Below are 22474 nucleotides of genomic sequence, written 5' to 3' on the forward strand. Positions count from 1 at the left end.
CGCACTTGTCGACGGTGGGCGGGACGCGGGGCCCGGGTCCGGGACGGATGATCGTCCGTCCCGGAGGGTTACTGCTGCGTAGATACCTACGGATTCGGCCGGTGTTCGTCGAGAGCGAAACCCTGTCTCCTTGTAACCGGTTCCGCCCGGACAACACGTACGGCCCCGGACCTATGCCCGGGGCCGTACACGTCGGGCACTCAGCCCAGGTCGCCGTCGGCGGTGCGCTCGGCGAGGCGCACCAGGGTGCGGACCGCGGAGCCGGTGCCGCCCTTGGGCGTGTAGCCGTACGGAGCGCCCTCGTGGAAGGCCGGGCCAGCGATGTCCAGGTGCGCCCAGGCGATGCCCTCGCCCACGAACTCCTTCAGGAACAGGCCGGCCACCAGGCCGCCGCCCATGCGCTCGCCCATGTTGGCGATGTCGGCGGTGGGGGAGTCCATGCCCTTGCGGAGGTCGGCGGGGAGCGGCATCGGCCAGGAGGCCTCGCCGACCTCCTCGGCGATCTCGTGGATCGACGTACGGAAGGCGTCGTCGTTGGCCATGATCCCGAAGGTGCGGTTGCCGAGCGCCAGCACCATCGCACCGGTCAGGGTCGCCACGTCGACGATCGCGTCCGGCTTCTCCTCCGAGGCGCGGGTCAGCGCGTCACCCAGGACGAGCCGGCCCTCGGCGTCGGTGTTGAGGACCTCGACGGTCTTGCCGCTGTACATGCGCAGCACGTCACCGGGGCGGGTGGCGTTGCCGGACGGCATGTTCTCGGCGAGCGCCAGCCAGCCGGTCACATTGACCTTCAGGCCGAGGCGGGCGGCCGTGACGACGGCGGCGAACACGGCGGCGGCGCCGCTCATGTCGCACTTCATCGTCTCGTTGTGGCCGGCCGGCTTGAGCGAGATGCCGCCCGAGTCGTAGGTGATGCCCTTGCCGACAAGGGCCAGGGTCTTCTCCGCCTTCGGGTGGGTGTAGGCGAGCTTCACCAGGCGCGGGCCGTTCGCGGAGCCCTGGCCGACCCCGAGGATGCCGCCGAAGCCGCCCTTGACCAGAGCCTTCTCGTCCAGCACCTGGACCTTGATGCCGTGCTCCTTGCCGGCGGCGGTGGCCACGGCGGCGAAGGACTCGGGGTAGAGGTCGTTGGGCGGGGTGTTGATCAGGTCGCGGGCGCGGTTGATCTCCTCGGCCAGGGCCAGGGCACGCTCGACGGCCGCCTTGTAGGCCTTGTCGCGCGGCTTGGCGCCGACCAGGGCCACCTCGGCGAGCGGCAGCTTCGGGCCGCTGTTCTTCGCGTCCTTGGGGGCGAGCTTGTTCTCGCCGCCCTGGTAGGCGGTGAAGGCGTACGCGCCGAGCAGGGCGCCCTCGGCGACGGCCGCGGCGTCCTCGACGGACGCGGCGGGCAGCGCGAAGCCGGCCTTCTTGAAGCCGGACAGGGCACGGGCGGCGGTGCCCGCGGCGCGGCGCAGGGTCTCCGCGTCGTACGCGTCCTCCTTGTCCGGGACCGTACCGAGCCCGACCGCGATGACGACCGGGACCTTGAGGCCGGACGGCGCGGGCAGCTTGGTCAGTTCGCCCTCGGCACCCACGGCCCCCAGGGTCGCGAGAACGGCGGCGAGCTTTCCGTCGAACGCCTTGTCCACGGCCTCGGCGCCCGGTGCGAGGACCAGGTCCCCCGACTTGGATCCAGCGCCCTTCGCGACGCCGACGACGAGTGCGTCGGCGCGCAGCGTCGCCGCACCGGCAGTGCTGAGAGTGAGAGCAGTCACGGTGGTGAAATCTCGCTTCCGTTGAGTTCGAGTTCGGTCGAGGGGTGGGCCGACCGTGCCCGGCGCATCGTAGACGCCTCCGCAATGTGCCGGGAATGAGCCTACGCGCGCCGTTCGCCGGGGGTTACGGCGGCGGGCCGTTCCCGACCGGTAAGGCGGTCGGTTCCGGCCGTACGCGGGCCGGTTCCCGACCGGTGGTACGTCGGTCAGGGGCCGAGCGCCAGCGCCACCAGGGCCGCCGTCGCCGCCGTCTCCGCCACCGCGCCGAACACATCGCCGGTCACCCCGCCGAACCGCCGTACGCAGTGGCGCAGCAGGAGTTCGGCGGCGGCCAGGGCGCCCAGCACGGCGAGGGCGTGGTGCAGTGCCTCGTAAGGGCCGAACGACGCGCCCGCCGCCGCGCACAGCGCCACCGTCACCGCCGCCGTGAGCAGCGCCCACCCGGCCGGGACCGTGGAGGCGACCACCGCGCCGAGGCCCTCCGGCCGGGCCGCCGGGACGCCCTGACGGGACGCCAGGGTGAGGGCGAGGCGGGCGGCGACGGCCGCGACGACGGCCCCGAGCGCCCCGTGCGCCCAGCCCTCCCCGTACAGCTCGAAGAGGACCGCGACCTGGGCCAGCAGGACCAGCAGGAGCGTGATGACACCGAACGGCCCAATGTCGGACTGCTTCATGATCCGCAGCGCGTCCTCGGCCGGTTTTCCGCTGCCGAGGCCGTCCGCCGTGTCGGCGAGGCCGTCCAGGTGCAGCCCCCGGGTGAGGGCGGCGGGCACCGCGGCGGAGGCGACCGCCGCGAGCAGCGGTCCCGAACCGGCCAGCAGGGACAGCGAGCCGAGGGCGGCGGCGAGCAGGCCGACGACGAGCCCGGCGAGCGGGGCGCAGAGCATCCCGGAGCGGGCGGTCGCGCGGTCCCAGCGGGTCACGCGGACGGGCAGCACGGTCAGGGTGCCGAAGGCGAAACGGAGGCCGTGGCTGTTCAGGGAGGTCACCGCGGGCAGGTTAGCCGCTCCCGTGCGCGGATAGATTGGCTGAAACGTCAGAAAAGCCGCAAGGCTGTGCAGATCGGGAGCGGGTGGCATGGGTAACTGGTGGCACACCAACATCGTCGAGCCGGGCAAGCTCCCCCTGCTCCTCGCGCTGGCCGCCTTCGTGCTGACCTTCGCCATCACCCGCACCATCACGCGGATGATCCGCGCGGGGAAGGGCCCGTTCCGCAACATCACCCCGGGCGGGGTGCACATCCACCACGTGGTGCCCGGGGTCGTGCTGACCGTGATCGGCGGCTTCGGCGCGGTGGCCGCCGGGCGGCAGGGGATCGCCGCCGGGGTCTGCGCGGTGATCTTCGGGGTCGGGGCCGGTCTGGTGCTGGACGAGTTCGCGCTGATCCTGCATCTGGACGATGTGTACTGGACCGAGGAGGGCCGCCAGAGCGTGGAGGTCGTCGTCCTGACCGTCTCCCTGGTGGTGCTGGTCCTGGCGGGGTTCTCGCCGCTCGGCGTCGACGACGTGGACGACGAGGAGCAGCAGAGCAGGCTCGGCGTCATCGCCTCGTACGCCGTCAACTTCTGCTTCGTCCTGATCGCGCTGTTCAAGGGCAAGACCCGGATGGCGGTGCTGGGCACCCTCGTCCCGTTCGTCGCGCTGATCGGCGCCCTGCGCCTGGCCCGCCCCACCTCGCCCTGGGCCAAGCGCTTCTACCGCAACCGCCATCGCGCCCGCTCCAGGGCGGTGCTGCGCGCCTACCACCACGATGTGCGCTGGGCGGGCCCGCGCCGGAAGTTTCAGGACCTCATCGGCGGCGCCCCGGACCGGGTCCCGCTGCCGCCCTCCCGCAAGCCCTGACCTCGCCCCTCCCGCCGCCGCCCGAGCCACTCCCGTACGGCACACACCACCAGCACGGCGGCGATGGAGGCCAGATGCTCCCGGCCCGCCAGGTTGTCCTTGACGAGGACCTCCACCACCATCGCGACGACCACCAGGGCCCCGGTGAACCAGGCCCGGTAGGCGTGGCACACGTAGACCGCGAGCCCCACCACCGCCGCCGAGGGGCCGGTGTCCACCACCTGCGCGTCCGAGGCGGGCAGCCCGAGGAACGCGTCCGGGCCGAGCGCGATGCCGACCCGGGCGTACAGCGTCCCCGCCAGCGTGGCGACGTACGCGATCGCGAGCGTGCGCCACCGCCCCAGGCACACCTCCGCGATGCCGAACACCAGCAGGATCTGCGCCAGCGCACCCCACACCGGCAGGTCGAGCGCGGGCACGAACAGCGACAGCGGGGTACGCAGCAGGGCGAGCCACACCGGGTCCTCGGCCCGCACCGCCCCCAGGTCCTGCACCGGCCCGTAGCCCCACGCCTGGTTCTGCACCACCTGGACGGCCGCGGTCAGCGCCACCGCCGCCCACGTCAGCGCGAGCGCCCGGACGCCGTGGTCGTGGAGCCCGTTCCGTACGGTGGTGACGAGCGGGCCCCACTCCCGCCGCGCGGCCCGGCGCAGCGCCGGGAGGCGGCTCATCTATGTGCGCCGAGACGCGCGCGGTGCAGCCACTTCGGCAGCCCCGGCGCTTCCAGGAACCCTTCGGCGCGGCCCGCCGCGATGGAGATGCGCGCCAGGTCGGCGCTCTTCTCGAACAGCATGAAACGTGGCTCCCAGATCGGTCGGTACTTGGCGTTGGCCCGGTAGAGCGACTCGATCTGCCACCAGCGCGAGAAGAAGCTCAGCAGCGCACGCCACAGCCTCAGCACCGGTCCCGCGCCGAGCCGCGATCCCCTCTCGAAGACGGACCGGAACATGGCGAAGTTGAGCGAGACCTGAGTGATCCCGATCTCGCCGGAGCGCTGGAGGAGCTGGATGACCATGAACTCCATGAGGCCGTTCTCCGCCTCCCGGTCACGGCGCATCAGGTCCAGGGAGAGGCCGTGGGGGCCCCAGGGGACGAAGCTGAGGACCGCACGGAGTCCGCCGGGTGCCCCGGCCGCGTTCCCGGCCGCGTTCCGGCACTCCAGCATCACGCACTGCCCGTCCGCCGGGTCGCCGAGCCGGCCGAGCGCCATGGAGAAGCCGCGCTCGGTCTCCCCGTCGCGCCAGTCGTCGGCGCGCCGGACCAGCTCGGCCATCTCGGCCTCGGGGATGTCCGCGTGGCGCCGGATCGTCACCTCGTAGCCGGCGCGCTTGACCCGGTTGTAGGCCTGGCGCACCCCGCGCATCGCCCGTCCGTCGAGTGTGAAGTCCGCCGTCTCTACGATCGCCTCGTCACCCAGCTCCAACGCGTCCATGCCGTGCCGGGCGTAGACCGTGCCCGCCTCCTCGCTCGCACCCATCACGGCCGGGATCCAGCCGTGCTCCCGGGCCTCCGCCAGCCACGGCTCGATCGCGCCCGGCCAGGCCTCCGGGTCACCGATCGGGTCGCCGGAGGCGAGGGAGACCCCGCCGACCACCCGGTAGACGACGGCGGCCTTCCCGGTCGGCGACCACACGGCGCTCTTCTCCCGGCGCAGCGCGAAGTAGCCGAGCGAGTCCCGGTCGCCGTGCTTGTCCAGCAGGGCGCGGAGCTTCGCCTCGTCCTCGGGGGTGAGCGCGTCGACGGCCCGGCGGGAGCGGAACGCGGCGTACACGACGGCGATCAGCAGCAGCGTCGAGAGGATGTTGATGACGACGTTGACCCAGCCCGGGGTGGTGATCCCGGGGAAGCGTGAGTCGTCGGCGGCGACCGAGACCAGCCGCAGCGCCCCGTAGCGCCAGCGGTCCAGGAAGGTGGAGCGGTAGTCGTCGTGGGCGGTGTTGGTGACGGTGACCAGGGCTGTCGCGACCAGCGAGGTGACCAGCAGCCCCACCACGGCGACCAGGGCCGCCAGTCTGGGGTTGGAGCGGTCGCCCTTGGCGTAGAACTCCCGCCGTCCCAGCAGCAGGGCTACGACGAAGGCGGCCGTCAGCGCCAGCGAGACCCAGTTCTGGGCGTGCTGCCGGATCTCCGCGAAGAAGAACGCGAGGACCAGCGCGATCAGGACGAGCCCGCCCAGGACCAGGTTCACGATCCACGCGGCCCGCTTGCGCCGCCGCATCGTGACCGCCAGGAACAGGGCGATCACCCCGGAGGAGAAACCCGCGGTGAGCAGGTAGGGCGTGAAGTAGTTCTCGGTGTTGTGGCGCCGCAGGTCCTGGCCGAGGGTGACCCAGACCGCGCTCAGGAAATTGATGAACGAGACGACGCGCAGGTACCAGATGGCGAACGTGGCGCTGCGCCGGGACCGGACGGTGCTGCGCCGGGCTGTCTCTTCGGCCGATCGAACCTCTCCCATGAGAGGTGATCATATGGTGCATTACGGACATGGGGGCGGCGGGCGTGAACCGTGGTCCCGCATCGCCCCCCCCCGGCCGCTCAGGTCGCGTCGAGGGCCTTCACGTCGGCCTCGGTCTCGTCCTCGGTGGCGGTCTCCGCCTCGTCCTCGGCCGCCACCGGCGTACGCTCCGGCAGCTCCGCCGCGAGCGCGGCCGCCGCCTGCACCAGCGGCAGGGCCAGCAGCGCACCGGCCCCCTCGCCCACCGTGACCCCGTGGTCCAGCAGCGGGGTCAGCGCCATCCGGTCCAGCGCCTTCGCCTGCGCGGGCTCCCCGCTGACCTGCCCGGCCAGCCACCAGTCCGGCGCCCGGAACGCCGCCCGCTGCGCCACCAGCGCACAGGCCGCCGCGACGACCCCGTCCAGGATCACCGGCATCCGGCGCACCGCCGACTGCAGCAGGAACCCCGTCATCGCGGCCAGATCGGCGCCGCCCACCGTGGCCAGCAGCTCCAGCTGGTCACCCAGCACGGGCCGGGCCCGGCGCAGCGCGTCCCGGATCGCCGCGCACTTGCGCATCCACGCCAGGTCGTCGATGCCCGCACCGCCGCGCCCGGTCACCACGGAGGCGTCCGTACCGCAGAGCGCCGCGACGAGGGTGGCCGCGGCAGTGGTCCCGCCGACGCTCAGGTCGCCGAGCACCACCAGATCGGTGCCGGAGTCGGCCTCCTCGTCGGCGATCGCCATGCCCAGCCGGACGGCCTGCTCGGCCTCCTCGGCGGTCAGGGCGTCCTCGATGTCGATGCGCCCCGAACCCCGCCGCACCCGGTGCCGTACGACGGACTCGGGCAGCAGCTCAAGGTCGCAGTCGATCCCCGCGTCCACGATCCGCACCGGCACCGAGAACCGCCGGGCCAGCACCGCCACCGGGCTCGCCCCGTCGAGGGCCGCCCGGACCAGCTCGTGGGTGCTGCCCGCCGCGCGCCCGGAGACGCCCAGCTCCGCCACCCCGTGGTCACCGGCGAAGAGCACCACCCGCGGCTGCCCGACGGCCTTGACCGGTACGGACTGCTGCGCGGCGCTGAGCCACTCGCCCAGCTCGTCGAGCCGGCCCAGCGCCCCCGGCGGGACGGTCAGCCGCTCCCGCCGTTCCTCGGCGTCGCGCCGGACACCCCCGTCGGGGCGTTCGATCAGGTCGGAGAAGTCGTCCAGGTTCACGGAGGTCTGCCTCGCGGGTCGTCACGTCGGGTTCCGGTCCGGGAACCCGGCGGCGGGTCCCTGCCGGGAACAGTACCGGTCGGCCCGGACGGACCGGGGCCCCGAGCACTGACGCCCCCTCACCCCGCAGCACTCCCACCCCGCAACATGACCAAGGCGGCTCGCCTCACCCCGCAGCGCGACCAGGGCGGCTTCCCTCACCCCGCAGCACTCCCACCCCCCGACACGACCAAGGCGGCTCGCCTCACCCCCGTACGACCACCGCCTGCCCCGCCACCACCAGCAGCACCTCTTCGCACTCGGCCGCCACCGCCGCGTTCAGCCGTCCCAGCTCGTCCCGGAACCGCCTCCCCGCCGGGGTCGCCGGGACCACCCCGGAACCCACCTCGTTGGTCACCAGCACCACCTGGCGCCGGGTCCCGCGCACCGCACCCACCAGTTCCGCGACCCGCGCCCGCAACGCCGTCTCGCCGCCCTCCCGCCACCGCACGTCCTCCCAGGCGTCCACCCGGTCCATCGCGTCGGTCAGCCACAGCGACAGGCAGTCGATCAGCAGCGGCGGCCCGTCCGCGCCCAGGAGCTCCCCGACCTCGCAGGTCTCCTCCGTCCGCCACGCGCCCGGCCTGCGCTCCCGGTGCAGCCCCACCCGGGCCGCCCACTCCGGGTCCCCTTCGCGCCGCCCGCCGGTCGCCACGTACACGACCTCCGGGAACGTCTCCAGCCGCTGTTCGGCCTCCAGCGACTTGCCCGACCGGGCGCCGCCCGTCACCAGCACCCGGCGCGGCACGTCCGGCACCACCGGGTACTCGCCGACCACCAGCGTCGTCCCGTCCGGCACCGCCCGCGCCCCGGCGGCCGCGAGGCGCCGCTCCAGTGCCGCGCCCGGCGGGGCGTCGTGGTCCAGGTGGACCGCGATCACCTCGGTGGCCGGACCCACCGCGCCGACCGCCCGCAGCCGCGCCACCGCGTCGGGCCGTCCGATCACATCGCAGACGACCAGGTCGTACGGCCGCTCCGCCCGCCCGTCGAGACCGGAGGGCGCGGCCCCGGGCGGCAGGTACAGCAGCCGCTCGCCGTCCGGGGAGCTCACCTCGTAACCGGTCCCCGGCGCGTCCATCGGCACCGCCCGCACCCGGTGCCCGCTGATCAGCGTCAACACCTGGCCGTCCGGCACCCGCCCGGCCGGCGGCAGCGTGGGCGGCAGTTCGACGGCGGGCCCGTCGTGCGGATGGGTCAGCAGCACCTGGCGCACCGCGCCCAGCGAATGCCCGGCGCGGGCGGCCGCGAACACCGCTCCCGGGGTCAGGTCGAGGAGCAGCGCGTCGTCGACCAGCAGGGCCGTCGCGGCCCGCGCCCACGGGCCGCGGGCCGTCGCACAGGCCGCACAGGGGCAGGAAGGGCGGGGCAGCCCGTCGGGGGCTCCGGTGCCGAGCAGAGTGAGTTCCACACCTTGATCCTCCCGCGTCCCCCCGCGCGGTGCGCGCCCGGCTAGGCTTCGGGCAGCAACGTGACCCAGGAGGCGGACATGGCGTGGACGTGGCGGTTCGAGAAGTCCGACGGTACGGAGACGGAGCCGGCCCTGCAGCCGGAGGAGTTCACCACCCAGGGCGACGCGGAGTCCTGGATCGGTGAGTACTGGAAGGAGCTCCTGGAGGGCGGTGCCGCCCAGGTGACGCTCTTCGAGGACGCGACCAAGATCTACGGCCCGATGAGCCTGCAGGCCGACGGCGCCTAGGACGAAGAAGGAGGGCGGGCGGTACGGGGACTCCCCGTACCGCCCGCCCTCCTTTGGCCTCCGGGCCCCTCAGATCTCCCCGAGCGTGACCTCGGCCGTCCTGCTGTCGTCGTCCCGCGTGTACGTCACGGTCACCTTGTCGCCCGGCTTGTCGCTCGCCAGGGCCTCGGAGAGCGAGGTGATGGTGGTGACCCCGGTGTCGTCGATCTTCGTGATGATGTCCCCGGCCCGCAGCCCGGCCTCGTCGGCCGCGCCGCCCTCCTCGACGCTCACCAGCGCCACCCCGGCCGGCCGGTAGGAGTCGTCGACGACCGTACGGCCGGTGATGTTCAGTGCCGCCCGCCCCGAGTCGGTGACCCGGCCGTCCTTGATGATCTGGCCGGCGACCGTCCTCACCATCGAGACGGGGATCGCGAAGCCGATGCCCGGCGCCGCGCTGTCCCCCATCTGCGGGTCCGTCGCCGCGAGGGTCGGGATGCCGATCACCTCGCTGTCGAGGTTGACCAGCGCCCCGCCGCTGTTGCCCGGGTTGATGGCCGCGGAGGTCTGCACCATGTTGGCGATCGTCGCGCCCGTACCGCCGCCGGCCCGGCTCTCGCTGACGGTGCGGCCGAGCGCCGAGACGATGCCCTGCGTGACGCTGCTGGAGAGGCCGAGCGGCGAGCCCATCGCCATCACGATCTGCCCCACCTCGACCTTCTCCGCGTCGCCGAACTTCGCGGGCTTCAGTCCGTCGGGCACCTCGTCCAGCTTGATCACGGCCAGGTCCTGCTCCGGGTAGGAGGAGACCAGCGAGGCGTTGAGCACGGCCTCCCCGGTGGCGACGGTGACCTTGAACTTCTTCTCGTCGCCGATCACATGGGCGTTGGTGACGATATGACCCTTGTCGTCGTAGACGATCCCGGAACCGAGGCTGTCCGACGCGTCGATCTGCACCACCGAGGGCAGCACATCGTTGATGACGGCCTGGTAGGCGCTCTGGAGATCGGTGGTGGCACGGGTCGCGGAGCCCTGGGCCGTACCGGAGGGGCTGGCCTCCGGGGCGGGCGCCGCCGCCGGGTTCGCGTCGGAGCAGCCGGCCGCCAGGGCGAGCGCACAGGCACCCGCGGACAGGGGGAGCAGCAGGCGCCGCACGGAGCGGCGGGAGGGGGAAGCGTCCATATCCGGAGTCTGGTGCCACCACCCTTTCGGGTGCCTGTACTGATGGGCCGAACGAGGGCCCGACCAGGGCCCCACCTGTACGTACGACACGTACGACGTCCGGCGGTACGCACGGCACGGACGTTGCCCGGCTGCTAGCCGCGCACCCCGCACAGATGCAGCAGTGCCGCGACGGAGCGGTACGGATCGGTCCGCCCCGCCCGGTCCTCCAAGGTCAGCACCCGCTCCAGCTCCTCGGCGGGCAGCTCGGTCCCGTCGGCCACGTTGTCCGTGAAGACCCGCACGCCGTACCAGGCGTGCAGCGGGGCGGCGATCCCGGCCAGGGTGGCCCGCAGCGCTTCGAGCCGGTCGGCACGCACCGTCAGGCCGCGCCGGTCGGTGTACGTGGCGGTGTCGAAGGCCTCCAGGGCCGCACCGAAGTCACCGGTGAGCCCGGGGCGCATCGCGAGGGCGTCGGCGTTCCGTACGAGCAGGGAGAGCAGGCCGCCCGGCGCCAGCATCCGGGCCAGCCCGGCCAGCATCGGGTCGGGCTCCTCGACGTACATCAGGACGCCGTGGCAGAGCACCACGTCGAAGCTGCCCGGCAGGAAGTGGACGCCGGTCTCCCGGCCCTCGCCCTCGATCAGCTTGACCCGCTCCCGGATGCCCTCGGGCTCGGTCGCCAGAGCCTCGCGGGCCGTACGCAGCAGCTCGGCGTCCGACTCCAGACCGGTCACCGAGTGACCGGCCCGCGCCAGGCGCAGCGCCTGGACGCCCGAACCCATCCCGACGTCCAGGATGCGCAGCCGCTGACCGACCGGGAACCGCCCGGCTATCTGCTCGTCCAGCTGCCGGGCGACGAGCTCCTGGCGGACCGTGTCACGCACGCCGCCCGGGCTCGTCGTACAGACCCCGGTGGAGCCGGAGGTTTCCGTGCTCAGGGCCGCTCTCCGCGCTTGACCTGCGGCTTCGGGAGCCGCAGACGGCGCATCTGGAGCGTGCGCATCAGGCCGTAGGCGACGGCGCCGCGCTTGGGCGTGTCCGGGAAACGCTCCCGCAGCTGCTTCTTCAGGCGGATCGAGAGACCGATGGAGTCGATCACGATCAGGATGATCACGCCCATCCAGAGCAGCAGCGAGATGCTCTGGATGTTCTGCACCTGGATCACGCTGAGGATCAGGATGACCACGGCGAGCGGCAGGAAGTACTCGGCGATGCAGAAGCGCGAGTCCACGAAGTCACGGACGAAGCGCCGCACCGGGCCCTTGTCACGGACCGGGAGATAACGCTCGTCGCCCGAGGCGAGCGCCTCACGCTGCCTGGCCAGGTCGGCGCGGCGCGCTTCGCGCTGGCGCTTGGTGGCCGCCTTGCGGTCGGTCGGCGCGCTGGAAGCACGCCGACGCTGCGTCTGGGCCTCGCTGCGCTTGGGGGTGGGGCGACCCTTGGGGGACTGCGGGTCGCGGGGCTGCTTGGAGAGGTCCGCCGTCACCTTGTCGGTGGGGACCTTCTCTTCCTTGGCACGGCTACGGAACACAAAACCCAAGGGTACGGGGTCGGCGGACGGGCTCGTCGACCCGGGCGGGAACGATCCGGCAACGGACGCCTGCCGAGAAGCGCCCCGACAGGGGCAGAAGGGGCGTTTGCCGCCGGTTTCCCTGACCGTCACCTACACCCTGGGCGGGAGCGGCGATGGGGCGCAGTCGTCCTTGGGGAGGAGCACATCGGGACTCGAACAGTGCGGTAATAGAGACAGGGCCCGTACTGTGGGTTCTATCGGGAGTGCTGGAGCTCAGTCCGTCAGAAGGGGGCGCGCGAAGCCCATGAGCGGTGTCATGAAGCGTATGGGGATGCTTTTCCGCGCGAAGGCAAACAAGGCCCTTGACCGGGCCGAGGATCCGCGCGAGACCCTGGATTACTCGTACCAGAAGCAGCTGGAGCTGCTTCAGAAGGTGCGCCGCGGCGTCGCCGATGTGGCGACGTCCCGCAAGCGGCTGGAGTTGCAGCTGAACCAGCTGCAGGGCCAGTCGTCCAAGCTGGAGGACCAGGGCCGCAAGGCGCTGGCACTGGGCCGCGAGGACCTGGCGCGTGAGGCGCTGTCCCGGCGTGCCGCCCTTCAGCAGCAGGTCACCGACCTGGAGACGCAGCACACGACGCTGCAGGGCGAGGAGGAGAAGCTCACCCTCGCGGCCCAGCGGCTGCAGGCCAAGGTCGATGCCTTCCGCACCAAGAAGGAGACCATCAAGGCGACCTACACGGCCGCCCAGGCGCAGACCCGGATCGGCGAGGCCTTCTCCGGCATCTCCGAGGAGATGGGCGACGTCGGCCTGGCGATCCAGCGGGCCGAGGACAAGACGCAGCAGCTCCAGGCGCGGGCCGGCGCCATCGACGAGCTGCTCGCCTCCGGTGCCCTGGACGACCCGACCGGCACGGCGAAGGACGACATCGCCGCCGAGCTGGACCGGATCTCCGGCGGTTCGGACGTGGAGCTGGAGCTGCAGCGTATGAAGGCCGAGCTGGCCGGCGGCTCCTCGTCCTCGCAGCAGGCGATCGAGGGCGGTGCCCAGGACGGCACACCGCAGTCGCAGCAGTCTCCGCACAAGTTCGACAAGCAGTAGTGAGGGCGGCGTCATGATCGTACGGATCATGGGGGAAGGCCAGGTCAAGCTGGCCGACAGTCACTTCGTCGAACTCAACGAGCTCGACGACGTCCTGCTCAAGGAGATGGACAGCGGGGACGGCCCCGGCTTCCGCAACACGCTCCACGCGCTCCTCGACAAGGTGCGCGAGCTCGGCACCCCGCTGCCCGACGACTCCCTGGAGCCGTCGGAGCTGATCCTGCCGGGGCCCGACGCGACCCTCGAAGAGGTGCGCGCCATGCTCAGCGACGACGGGCTCATCCCGAACTAGACGTACCTGCTCCACCAGCACTCACGCATCTGTGCCCCGCGTCCGGCCTGCCCGGCGCGGGGCACAGTGCTGTACGCGGCGGCCTTCCCCCGTACGGTCCCGTGGTCGTATCGGCACACCGCGGAGACCGATCCGTACGCGACACGCCGTACCGTTGCTGGACGTGACCACCCTCCCCTCCGGGTTCGCGCGCGCCCGCCGCTGGCTTCGGGACCACCCCCTCGCGTTCGACGCGACCCTGGCGTTCTGTGTCCTGATCGCGATGATCTGCGGCTCGTTCGCGGACCCGGGCAAGGGCCACGGGCCGACGTTCGGGACCCGAACCCCCGAGGTCTTCAGCGTGCTGCTGATGGTCCTGGCCGCCTCGGCCCTCGTCCTGCGCCGGCGCCACCCCATGGCGGTCCTCGCGGTGACCGGCGGTCTCACGGCCACCGAGTACATCTTCATGGACCCGCCGGCCCCGGTCGTGATGAGCACCGTCATCGCGCTGTACACCGTCGCCTCGCGCACCGACCGCCCCACCACCTGGCGGGTCGGCCTGCTGACCATGGGGGTGCTGACGGTGGCCGCGATGGTCTTCGGCTCGACGCCCTGGTACAGCCAGGAGAACCTCGGCGTCTTCGCCTGGACCGGGATGGCGTCGGCCGCCGGGGACGCCGTACGGAGCAGGCGCGCCTTCGTCGACGCGATCCGGGAGCGCGCCGAGCGGGCCGAGCGGACCCGCGAGGAGGAGGCCCGCCGCCGCGTCGCCGAGGAGCGGCTGCGGATCGCCCGGGACCTCCACGACGTCGTCGCCCACCACATCGCCCTGGTCAACGTCCAGGCCGGGGTCGCCGCCCACGTCATGGACAAGCGCCCCGACCAGGCGAAGGAGGCGCTCGCCCACGTACGCGACGCCAGCCGCTCCGCGCTCAACGAGCTCCGCGTCACCGTCGGGCTGCTGCGCCAGTCCGGCGACCCCGAGGCGCCCACCGAACCGGCCCCCGGCCTCGCGGTCCTGGACGAGCTGGTGACCACCTTCCGCAACGCCGGGCTCCCCGTCGAGGTGGCCGGCGCCGACCGGGGCCCGAAGCTCCCCGCCGCCGTCGACCTGGCCGCCTACCGGGTCATCCAGGAGGCCCTGACCAACGTACGCAAGCACGCGGGCGCCGGAGCCAGGGCCGAGGTGAGCGTCGTACGGGTGGGAGTCACCGCCGAGATCACGGTGCTGGACAACGGCCGGGGGAGCGCCGCCCGGCGCGCGGGGACGGAGAGCGGCGGCGGCGACCCGGCAGACGGCAGCGGCACCGGCGCCCCGGACGGCGGCGGCCACGGTCTTCTCGGCATGCGCGAACGGGTCACCGCCCTCGGGGGCGCCCTCACGGCGGGACCTCGCTACGGAGGCGGGTTCCGGGTCCATGCGATCCTGCCCATCGAGGCCCGCACGGGTGAACCGGAACCGCCCGGCCCGGCGGCCGTGACGGGGGAGCGCCGATGACACAGTCCGCAGATGCACCGCAGCCACCCATCAAGGTGCTGCTCGCCGACGACCAGGCGCTGCTGCGCAGCGCGTTCCGGGTACTGGTGGACTCCGAACCCGACATGGAGGTCGTCGGGGAGGCGGCCGACGGGGCCCAGGCCGTGGAGCTGGCCCGGGCGACCGGCGCCGACGTGGTGCTGATGGACATCCGGATGCCGGGCACGGACGGGCTCGCCGCCACCCGCATGATCAGCGCCGACCCGGCGCTGGCCGCGGTCCGGGTGGTCATGCTCACCACCTTCGAGGTCGACGAGTACGTGGTCCAGGCCCTGCGCGCCGGAGCCTCAGGATTCCTCGGCAAGGGGGCCGAGCCGGAGGAGCTGCTCAACGCGATCCGGATCGCCGCGGCCGGCGAGGCGCTGCTCTCCCCGGCGGCGACCAAGGGGCTCATCGCCACCTTCCTGGCCCAGGGCGGCAGTTCGGGGGAGGGGCCGGACAGTGCGGAGTACGCGGAACGGCTGGCCGCGCTCACCGTGCGCGAGCGGGAGGTGCTCGTGCTGGTCGCGGGCGGGCACTCCAACGACCGGATCGCCGAGCGGCTCCAGGTCAGCCCGCTCACCGTGAAGACCCATGTGAACCGGGCGATGGCGAAGGTCGCGGCCCGGGACCGCGCCCAGCTGGTCGTCATCGCCTACGAATCGGGACTGGTACGCCCTCGGGTGGAGTGACGGGGTGCCGCAGGACGCGGAGGGTGGAGAGACGGCGTACTCCACCTGCGGTATGCGCGGCATAAGAAAGCAGCCCGGGGACCGACGTACGGGCGGACCGGGTCGGAGATCGTATAAGCGGGCGGCTTGTCCCCCCGCGCGGACCCCCGGAACGAACCCGGAACGAACCCGGAACGCATCCCGGACTCCGGACCTCGGGTCCCCGCTTCTCCCGCCCATCCGTCTCGCACGCCACAGAAGAGAGACCCACCCATGTCCTGGCTGTCCAGATTCAGCCTCGCGCAGCGGGCCCTGATCGGGCTGATCTCGATCGTCGCGCTCGTCTTCGGCGCGATTGCGATCCCGCAGCTCAAGCAACAGCTGCTGCCCACCATCGAGCTCCCGATGGTCTCGGTGCTGGCCCCCTACCCGGGTGCGTCTCCCGATGTGGTGGAGAAGCAGGTCGTCGAGCCGCTGGAGAACTCCCTCAAGGCCGTCGACGGCGTCGAGGGCATCACCTCCACCGCCAGCGAGGGCAACGCCCTCATCATGGCGACCTTCGACTTCGGCGACGAGGGCACCAAGCAGCTCGTCGCGGACATCCAGCAGGCGGTCAACCGGGCCCGCGCCCAGCTGCCCCCGACCGTCGACCCGCAGGTCATCGCCGGTTCCACGGACGACATCCCGACCGTGGTCCTCGCCGTCACCTCCGACAAGGACCAGCAGGCGCTCGCCGCCCAGCTGGACCGCACGGTCGTCCCCGCCCTCCAGGACATCGAGGGCGTCGGCCAGGTCACGGTGGACGGGGTGCAGGAGCTCCAGGTCTCCGTCGTCCCCGACGACAAGAAGCTCGCCGAGGCCGGCCTGAACGCGGGCGCGCTCTCCCAGGCGCTCCAGGCGGGCGGCGCCACGCTGCCGGCCGGCTCCTTCTCCGAGGCGGGCAAGAACCGCACCATCCAGGTCGGCGGCGGCTACACCTCCCTGAAGCAGATCGAGGACCTCCAGATCGTCGCGAAGGCCCCGGCGGGCGGCGGCGAACCGGGTACGGCGGCCGAGCCGGTCCGGCTCGGTGACGTGGCCGAGGTGAAGCAGGAGCCGTCCACCGCGGTCTCCATCACCCGTACGAACGGCAAGCCGAGCCTCGCCGTGATGGCCACGATGGACAAGGACGGCAGCGCCGTCGCCATCTCGGACGGGGTCAAGGACAAGCTCGCCGACCTCCGTAAGGACCTCGGAGCGGGCGCCGAGCTGACGGTCGTCTCCGACCAGGGCCCGGCCGTCTCCAAGTCGATCTCCGGTCTCACCACCGAGGGCGCGCTCGGCCTGGTCTTCGCGGTCCTCGTGATCCTGGTCTTCCTCGCCTCGATCCGCTCGACCCTGGTCACGGCGGTCTCCATCCCGCTCTCGGTCGTCCTCGCGCTCATCGTGCTCTGGACCCGTGACCTGTCGCTCAACATGCTCACGCTCGGCGCGCTGACCATCGCGATCGGCCGGGTCGTCGACGACTCGATCGTGGTCCTGGAGAACATCAAGCGGCACCTCGGCTACGGCGAGGAGCGCCACGAGGCGATCACCACCGCGGTCAAGGAGGTGGCCGGAGCGGTCACCTCCGCCACCCTCACCACCGTCGCCGTGTTCCTGCCCATCGGGCTGGTCGGCGGCATGGTCGGCCAGCTCTTCGGCTCGTTCTCGCTGACCGTCACCGCCGCGCTGCTGGCCTCGCTGCTGGTCTCGCTCACAGTGGTCCCGGTCCTCTCGTACTGGTTCCTGCGCGCCCCCAAGGGCACCCCCGAGGACGCGGCGGAGGCCCGCCGCCTCGCGGAGGAGAAGGAAGCCGCCAGCAAGCTCCAGCGCATCTACGTCCCCGTCCTGCGCTTCGCGACCCGCCGCCGGGTCACCAGCCTGGTGATCGCCGCCGCGGTGCTGCTGAGCACCTTCGCCATGGTGCCGCTGCTCAAGACCAACTTCTTCGACGCGGGCGAGCAGGAAGTGCTCACCGTCAAGCAGGAGCTGGAACCCGGCACCAGCCTCCAGGCCGCCGACGAGGCGGCCCGCAAGGTCGAGCAGGTCCTCACCGACGACAAGGGCGTCAAGGACTACCAGGTCACCGTCGGCTCCTCCGGCTTCATGGCGGCCTTCGGCGGCGGTACGGGCTCCAACCAGGCGTCCTACCAGGTCACGTTGAAGGACGCGGCGGACTACGAGGACGCCCAGAACCGTATCGACGAGGCCCTCGGCAAGCTCGACGGCATCGGTGACACCACCATCGCTGCGGGCGACGGCTTCGGCTCCCAGGACCTGAGCGTCGTGGTCAAGGCGTCCGACGGGGACGTCCTGAAGAAGGCCGCCGAGGCGGTCCGCACCGAGGTCGCCACGATCAAGGACGTCACCGACGTCCAGAGCGACCTGGCGCAGAGCGTCCCGCGGATCTCCGTCACGGCCAACGACAAGGCGGCCGCCGCCGGGTTCGACTCCACCACCCTGGGCGGGATCGTCGCCGGAGCCGTACGCGGCACCCCGGCCGGCACCGCGACGCTGGACGACACCGAGCGCGACATCGTCATCAAGTCCGCCCGCCCGGCCGCCACCATGGCCGAGCTGAAGGCCCTGCCGCTCGGCCCGGTGAAGCTCGGCGACATCGCCGCGGTCGAACTGGTCCCCGGCCCGGTCTCGATGACCCGCATCGACGGCCAGCGGGCGGCGACCATCACCGCCAAGCCCGTCGGCGACAACACCGGCGCGGTCAGCACCACCCTCGCGTCGAAGATCGACGCCCTGGACCTCCCCGAGGGCGCCACCGCCACCATCGGCGGCGTCAGCGAGGACCAGAACGAAGCCTTCATGCAGCTCGGCCTCGCCATGCTGGCGGCCATCGCGATCGTCTTCATGCTGCTGGTGGCCACCTTCCGGTCGCTCATCCAGCCGCTGATCCTGCTGGTCTCGGTCCCGTTCGCGGCGACCGGCGCCCTGGCCCTCCTGCTCATCACGGGCACCCCGCTGGGCGTCCCCGCGATGATCGGCATGCTGATGCTGATCGGCATCGTGGTCACCAACGCGATCGTGCTGATCGACCTGATCAACCAGTACCGCGACCGGGGCCTCGGCATCGTCGAAGCCGTCATCGAGGGCGGCCGCCACCGCTTCCGCCCGATCCTGATGACGGCACTCGCGACCATCTTCGCCCTGCTCCCGATGGCGCTCGGCGTCACCGGCGAGGGCGGCTTCATCTCGCAGCCGCTGGGCGTCGTGGTGATCGGCGGCCTGATCAGCTCCACGCTGCTGACGCTGCTGCTGGTCCCGACCCTGTACGCGATGGTCGAGCTCCGCAAGGAACGCCGCGCCAAGAAGAAGGCCGCCAAGCGCGCGGCCAAGGCGGGCGTCCCGGCGCAGCCGGAGCCGGAGGAGGCCCGCGAGACGGAGCCCTCGGGCGTGTAGCCGCCTGCCGTTCGGAACAGGGGCCTGCCCCGCGCACCCGCGCGGGGCAGGCCCCTGTGTGTCAGGCGTCCCCGCCGAGGGCCCGGATGATCCGGAGCCATGTCTCCCCGTGCGGTTCGGGGTGGCGGGCGCTCAGGGCGACGGTCTCCCTCACCAGCCGGGCGCGGGTCTCCTCGTCGGACTTGTGGCGGAGCGCGGCCAGGTCGTCCGGGTCGAAGCCCTCGGTCCCGCCCGAGAGCACCAGGGCCACCTGGGCGTGGGTGAGCGAGGAGAGCCGGTCGCGGAAGACCTGGCCCTCGATGCCTCCGCCGTGCATCAGCGCGGTGCCGTCCCCGGCCTCCAACGCCCGGTCCACGTAGGCCTGGAGGGCTTCGCGGTCCTCCACGAGGCGGTACGCCGCGTCCAGGCCCTCGGTGCGGCCGATGTCGAGCATGGCGACGTGGGCCAGCGGGGTGTCGTCGGGCGGCTGGACGGCGAGGAGGCGCGGGTGCTCCTGCAGGTAGGCCCGCGACTCCTTCCAGTCCGCGCACTCCAGCCACTCCGCCAACTGCTCCGACAGGATCAGCGGATCGTAGGCGGCGGTCACCCCGTGGGCGAGGACGGCGGCGCGGAGCAGGGCGTGCCGCTGGGCGCCGTGCGGGTCCAGGATCGCCAGCTCCTCCAGGGCCACCGCCGTCTCCTCGCCGCCGAGGACATCGGCGTTCCGGGACCAGAAGTCGCGTGACCGGGGCCAGTTCGGCGCGAACATCCAGGAGCTGACGAGGTCCAGGGTCTCCGGCGGCAGGGCGAGCCAGTCCGGTACGGAGGTGAAGGTCTCCTCCTCCCAGGCCGTGTGCACCGCCTCGATGTCACCGTACGAACGCAGCGCCTGCCGGGCCCGTACGGTCACGGTGTCCGCGCCGCCGCTCGCCTCCGGATCCTCGTCCAGCCACGTCACCAGCTCGGCCACCCCGGTCGCGGGCCAGGGCGCGGGGCAGCGCAGCAGGAAGGCGCTCCGCTCGACGCCCAGGCGCCGGGCGGTCGCCGGGTCGGCCGAGGCGAACTCCTTGACGGTCTCGTCGTACTCCTCGATCGCCGCCGCGTGCTCGCCGCCGGCGGCGAGAGCCCGGGTCAGGTCGTCCAGAGCGGAGACCAGGGAGGCGTCGGAGGTGCCGGGGCTCTCCAGCGCCAGGGACCGGTGGAGGGCCACCGCCTCCCAGAACGCCTCCACGGCCCCCTCGGCGTCGCCGCTCCGCTCCAGGTGCGTGCCGAGCGCCTGGAGGGAGTGGGCCAGGTCGGGCAGGAAGGCGTCCCCCTGTTCCCGCAGCAGGTCGACGGCCTCCCGCGCCGGTGGCAGCGCCACCTCCGGCCCGCCGGTGGAGGCCAGGCTCCGGGCAAGCGTGAGGAGGGCGGCGGCGAGGCCCGGGCGGCAGGCCTCGGGGCGCTGTGCGGCCGGCTCGCGGTGCAGGGCGACGGCCTCCTCCGCCGCCCGGAGACCCGCCGCCACATCGCCGGCCTTGTCCAGGTGACCGGCCAGGCCGTCCAGCGCCGTGGCCAGCTCCGGACGGAAGGCGCCCGGCCGCTGCGCGGCGAGCTCGCGGAGGCGGCCGCATGCTTCCTGGGCCGCCTCGACCGCCCCGGAGGTGTCGCTCACCGTCGCACGGTGGCCGCCGAGGCCGTGGAGGGCGGCGGCGAGCCGGGGGAGGAAGGCCTCGGGATCCTCCTCGGCGAGGCGCCGCAGGAGACCGACCGCCTCCTCGGCCAGGGGCACGGCCTCTACCGCCTCCCCGGCACCTGCCAGATGCCCGGCGTAGCTCAGCAGGTACTCCGCGAGCGCCGGCACGGACGCCCCTGGCTCCTCCTCCTCGACCAGCTCCCGCTGGAGCCGTACGGACTGCTTCGCGAACGGCACGGCGGTCGCCCGGTCCCCGGTGTCGGCGATGCGGTCGCCCAGGGCCCCCATGGCCTGCGCCAGCTCCGCCTGGAAGCGGTCCGGGCGCTTCATGCCGAGCTCGGCGTAGATCCGCGCGGCCTCCTTCGCCGGGGCCAGCGCCCCTTCCCGGTCCCCGGCCCCGGCACGGAGCGCGGAGAGCTCACCGAGGGCGGCGGCCAGGCCGGGCAGGCCGGTGGCGGGGTCACATTCGGCGACGGCGCGCCGGCTCCGTACCTCTTCCTCCACCTGCGGCAGACCCCGGTCGGCTGCGGCCCCCACCCCCGCACCTCGCGCCTCGTCGCCCATGCCCGCCCCACGGTCCTCGTAACTCATGCCCGCCCCACCGTCCTCGCCGTACATTCCGGTCAGCCTTGTCGGTACCACCCGCGTGAACGTTCGCTGCGGTGAGTAGCAGCGTAGTTACGGGGAGGAGGGGGCGGGGGTCGTACGGCGAAGAATCCCTCCGCCCGAAAGGGGCCGAAGGGGCTGTTCAACAGCGAAAAGCCCCGGTACGCCGACCTGCGGCATACCGGGGCTCCCGGCGGTAGGACGCGGCACCCGTTACGGCAGCGCCAGCATCCGCTCCAGGGCGAGCTTCGCGTACTTCTCCGTCTCCGGGTCGACCTCGATCCGGTTGACTAGCTTGCCCTCGGCCAGCGACTCCAGGGTCCAGACCAGGTGCGGCAGGTCGATCCGGTTCATCGTCGAGCAGAAGCAGACGGTCTTGTCGAGGAAGACGATCTCCTTGTCCTCCGCGGCGAAACGGTTCGCCAGGCGGCGGACCAGGTTCAGTTCCGTGCCGATGGCCCACTTCGAGCCGGCCGGGGCCGCCTCCAGGGCCTTGATGATGTACTCCGTCGAGCCGACGTAGTCCGCCGCGGCGACGACCTCGTGCTTGCACTCCGGGTGCACCAGCACGTTGACCCCGGGGATGCGGGCCCGTACGTCCTCGACCGACTCGACCGAGAAGCGGCCGTGCACCGAGCAGTGGCCGCGCCACAGGATCATCTTCGCGTCGCGCAGCTGCTCGGCGGTGAGGCCGCCGTTCGGCTTGTGCGGGTTGTAGAGGACGCAGTCCTTCAGTTCCAGCCCCATGTCCCGCACGGCCGTGTTGCGGCCCAGGTGCTGGTCGGGGAGGAAGAGGATCTTCTCGCCCTGCTCGAAGGCCCACTCCAGGGCCCGCTTCGCGTTGGACGAGGTGCAGATCGTGCCGCCGTGCTTGCCGGTGAAGGCCTTGATGTCGGCGGAGGAGTTCATGTACGAGACGGGCACCACCTGATCGGCGACCCCGGCCTCGGTCAGCACGTCCCAGCACTCGGCGACCTGCTCGGCGGTGGCCATGTCGGCCATCGAGCAGCCCGCGGCCAGGTCCGGCAGCACGACCGCCTGGGCGTCCGTGGTCAGGATGTCCGCCGACTCGGCCATGAAGTGCACACCGCAGAAGACGATGTACTCCGCCTCCGGGCGCGCGGCCGCGTCACGGGCGAGCTTGAACGAGTCGCCGGTGACGTCCGCGAACTGGATGACCTCGTCGCGCTGGTAGTGGTGGCCGAGGACGAAGACCCTGTCCCCGAGCTTCTCCTTCGCCGCACGGGCGCGTGCGACCAGGTCCGGGTCGGAGGGGGAGGGGAGGTCGCCGGGGCACTCGACGCCTCGCTCGCTCCTCGGGTCGGCCTCGCGGCCGAGCAGCAGCAGCGCGAGGGGTGTCGGCTGTACGTCCAGGGGCTGGGCCGTGGTCACGTCACGCACCCTTTCTTCTCTGCGTTCTGCTCTGCGCTTCTGCGAACGCGCCTTTTCGTCTATTTGACGTTATCTATCATAGCTTCTTCGTGTCACTTTGACGATGCCGATAGCGTCGATGTGACGCATCCCCCGAGCGGCCGGGTGTGCGAGCATGAAAAGGAACAGACAAGCGCTTGGCCCGGAATGAAT

Annotated in this window: 18 protein-coding genes; 7 read left to right on the plus strand and 11 right to left on the minus strand. The window is 72.4% G+C overall.

Features of this window, described 5'->3' with window-relative positions; translation table 11 throughout:
- Window positions 1–200 precede the first annotated feature (200 nt).
- Both IE264_RS04375 and IE264_RS04380 read right to left on the minus strand, forming a co-directional pair.
- Window positions 201–1754: a leucyl aminopeptidase gene (locus tag IE264_RS04375; protein ID WP_015608086.1), complete on the minus strand. Its 1554-nt coding sequence runs from the start codon at window positions 1752–1754 to the stop codon at window positions 201–203.
- A gap of 206 nt (window positions 1755–1960) precedes the next feature.
- On the minus strand, window positions 1961–2743 hold the full coding sequence (locus tag IE264_RS04380; protein WP_032752911.1) for an adenosylcobinamide-GDP ribazoletransferase: 783 nt from the start codon (window positions 2741–2743) through the stop codon (window positions 1961–1963).
- Window positions 2744–2831: 88 nt separating this feature from the next.
- Here IE264_RS04380 and IE264_RS04385 point away from each other — a divergent pair, with 88 nt between their 5' ends.
- The gene (locus tag IE264_RS04385; RefSeq protein WP_032752909.1) at window positions 2832–3596 is read left to right on the plus strand and encodes a hypothetical protein; all 765 of its coding nucleotides are present in this window, start codon (window positions 2832–2834) and stop codon (window positions 3594–3596) included.
- Here the strand turns inward: IE264_RS04385 and IE264_RS04390 are convergent.
- The 4 genes from IE264_RS04390 to IE264_RS04405 form a co-directional block, all read right to left on the minus strand.
- Window positions 3536–4267 (minus strand): hypothetical protein, encoded by a 732-nt coding sequence (locus IE264_RS04390; protein ID WP_032752907.1) that lies wholly within the window; start codon window positions 4265–4267, stop codon window positions 3536–3538. The genes IE264_RS04385 and IE264_RS04390 overlap by 61 nt on opposite strands.
- Entirely contained in the window at window positions 4264–6051 is a 1788-nt protein-coding gene (locus IE264_RS04395; protein ID WP_032752905.1) for a phosphatidylglycerol lysyltransferase domain-containing protein, read from the minus strand. Before IE264_RS04395 ends, IE264_RS04390 begins: the two co-directional genes overlap by 4 nt.
- Before the next feature lie 80 nt (window positions 6052–6131).
- Entirely contained in the window at window positions 6132–7247 is a 1116-nt protein-coding gene (gene cobT, locus IE264_RS04400) for a nicotinate-nucleotide--dimethylbenzimidazole phosphoribosyltransferase (protein WP_032752904.1), read from the minus strand.
- Between the two features lie 244 nt (window positions 7248–7491).
- On the minus strand, window positions 7492–8694 hold the full coding sequence (locus tag IE264_RS04405) for a bifunctional adenosylcobinamide kinase/adenosylcobinamide-phosphate guanylyltransferase (RefSeq protein ID WP_032752902.1): 1203 nt from the start codon (window positions 8692–8694) through the stop codon (window positions 7492–7494).
- A 78-nt stretch (window positions 8695–8772) separates the two neighbouring features.
- Here IE264_RS04405 and IE264_RS04410 point away from each other — a divergent pair, with 78 nt between their 5' ends.
- Entirely contained in the window at window positions 8773–8982 is a 210-nt protein-coding gene (locus IE264_RS04410; protein ID WP_031122139.1) for a hypothetical protein, read from the plus strand.
- A gap of 69 nt (window positions 8983–9051) precedes the next feature.
- Here IE264_RS04410 and IE264_RS04415 read toward each other — a convergent pair whose 3' ends face one another.
- The 3 genes from IE264_RS04415 to IE264_RS04425 all read right to left on the minus strand — a co-directional run bounded on the left by IE264_RS04415 (window position 9052) and on the right by IE264_RS04425 (window position 11656).
- Window positions 9052–10143, minus strand: a complete 1092-nt coding sequence (locus tag IE264_RS04415; RefSeq protein ID WP_032752900.1) for a S1C family serine protease — start codon at window positions 10141–10143, stop codon at window positions 9052–9054.
- A gap of 134 nt (window positions 10144–10277) precedes the next feature.
- Entirely contained in the window at window positions 10278–10970 is a 693-nt protein-coding gene (locus tag IE264_RS04420; protein ID WP_078657322.1) for a class I SAM-dependent methyltransferase, read from the minus strand.
- Between the two features lie 89 nt (window positions 10971–11059).
- Entirely contained in the window at window positions 11060–11656 is a 597-nt protein-coding gene (locus IE264_RS04425; protein ID WP_032752897.1) for a DUF3043 domain-containing protein, read from the minus strand.
- 298 nt (window positions 11657–11954) lie between these two features.
- Here IE264_RS04425 and IE264_RS04430 point away from each other — a divergent pair, with 298 nt between their 5' ends.
- The 5 genes from IE264_RS04430 to IE264_RS04450 all read left to right on the plus strand — a co-directional run bounded on the left by IE264_RS04430 (window position 11955) and on the right by IE264_RS04450 (window position 18630).
- Complete coding sequence (locus tag IE264_RS04430; RefSeq protein WP_032752896.1) at window positions 11955–12737, plus strand: PspA/IM30 family protein; 783 nt, start codon at window positions 11955–11957, stop codon at window positions 12735–12737.
- Between the two features lie 13 nt (window positions 12738–12750).
- The gene (pspAA, locus tag IE264_RS04435) at window positions 12751–13029 is read left to right on the plus strand and encodes a PspA-associated protein PspAA (protein ID WP_032752895.1); all 279 of its coding nucleotides are present in this window, start codon (window positions 12751–12753) and stop codon (window positions 13027–13029) included.
- A 163-nt stretch (window positions 13030–13192) separates the two neighbouring features.
- The gene (locus IE264_RS04440; protein ID WP_032753352.1) at window positions 13193–14506 is read left to right on the plus strand and encodes a sensor histidine kinase; all 1314 of its coding nucleotides are present in this window, start codon (window positions 13193–13195) and stop codon (window positions 14504–14506) included.
- Window positions 14503–15216: a response regulator gene (locus IE264_RS04445; RefSeq protein ID WP_032752894.1), complete on the plus strand. Its 714-nt coding sequence runs from the start codon at window positions 14503–14505 to the stop codon at window positions 15214–15216. The genes IE264_RS04440 and IE264_RS04445 overlap by 4 nt, the downstream gene beginning before the upstream one ends.
- Window positions 15217–15468: 252 nt before the next feature.
- Window positions 15469–18630, plus strand: a complete 3162-nt coding sequence (locus tag IE264_RS04450) for an efflux RND transporter permease subunit (protein ID WP_032752893.1) — start codon at window positions 15469–15471, stop codon at window positions 18628–18630.
- A 61-nt stretch (window positions 18631–18691) separates the two neighbouring features.
- Here IE264_RS04450 and IE264_RS04455 read toward each other — a convergent pair whose 3' ends face one another.
- Window positions 18692–20902 (minus strand): tetratricopeptide repeat protein, encoded by a 2211-nt coding sequence (locus tag IE264_RS04455; protein WP_415923898.1) that lies wholly within the window; start codon window positions 20900–20902, stop codon window positions 18692–18694.
- 201 nt (window positions 20903–21103) lie between these two features.
- Complete coding sequence (nadA, locus tag IE264_RS04460; protein ID WP_032752892.1) at window positions 21104–22282, minus strand: quinolinate synthase NadA; 1179 nt, start codon at window positions 22280–22282, stop codon at window positions 21104–21106.
- Window positions 22283–22474: the final 192 nt, after the last annotated feature.

Source organism: Streptomyces microflavus, assembly GCF_014650075.1.
GTDB lineage: Bacteria > Actinomycetota > Actinomycetes > Streptomycetales > Streptomycetaceae > Streptomyces > Streptomyces microflavus.

Bases quoted from the DNA above. Each gene is read 5' to 3' on its own strand.
- IE264_RS04450 (WP_032752893.1), top strand. From the start codon at position 15,469: ATGTCCTGGCTGTCCAGATTCAGCCTCGCGCAGCGGGCCCTGATCGGG.
- IE264_RS04390 (WP_032752907.1), bottom strand. From the start codon at position 4,267: ATGAGCCGCCTCCCGGCGCTGCGCCGGGCCGCGCGGCGGGAGTGGGGC.
- IE264_RS04395 (WP_032752905.1), bottom strand. From the start codon at position 6,051: ATGGGAGAGGTTCGATCGGCCGAAGAGACAGCCCGGCGCAGCACCGTC.
- IE264_RS04445 (WP_032752894.1), top strand. From the start codon at position 14,503: ATGACACAGTCCGCAGATGCACCGCAGCCACCCATCAAGGTGCTGCTC.
- IE264_RS04385 (WP_032752909.1), top strand. From the start codon at position 2,832: ATGGGTAACTGGTGGCACACCAACATCGTCGAGCCGGGCAAGCTCCCC.
- IE264_RS04455 (WP_415923898.1), bottom strand. From the start codon at position 20,902: ATGTACGGCGAGGACGGTGGGGCGGGCATGAGTTACGAGGACCGTGGG.
- pspAA (WP_032752895.1), top strand. From the start codon at position 12,751: ATGATCGTACGGATCATGGGGGAAGGCCAGGTCAAGCTGGCCGACAGT.
- IE264_RS04430 (WP_032752896.1), top strand. From the start codon at position 11,955: ATGAAGCGTATGGGGATGCTTTTCCGCGCGAAGGCAAACAAGGCCCTT.
- IE264_RS04415 (WP_032752900.1), bottom strand. From the start codon at position 10,143: ATGGACGCTTCCCCCTCCCGCCGCTCCGTGCGGCGCCTGCTGCTCCCC.
- IE264_RS04410 (WP_031122139.1), top strand. From the start codon at position 8,773: ATGGCGTGGACGTGGCGGTTCGAGAAGTCCGACGGTACGGAGACGGAG.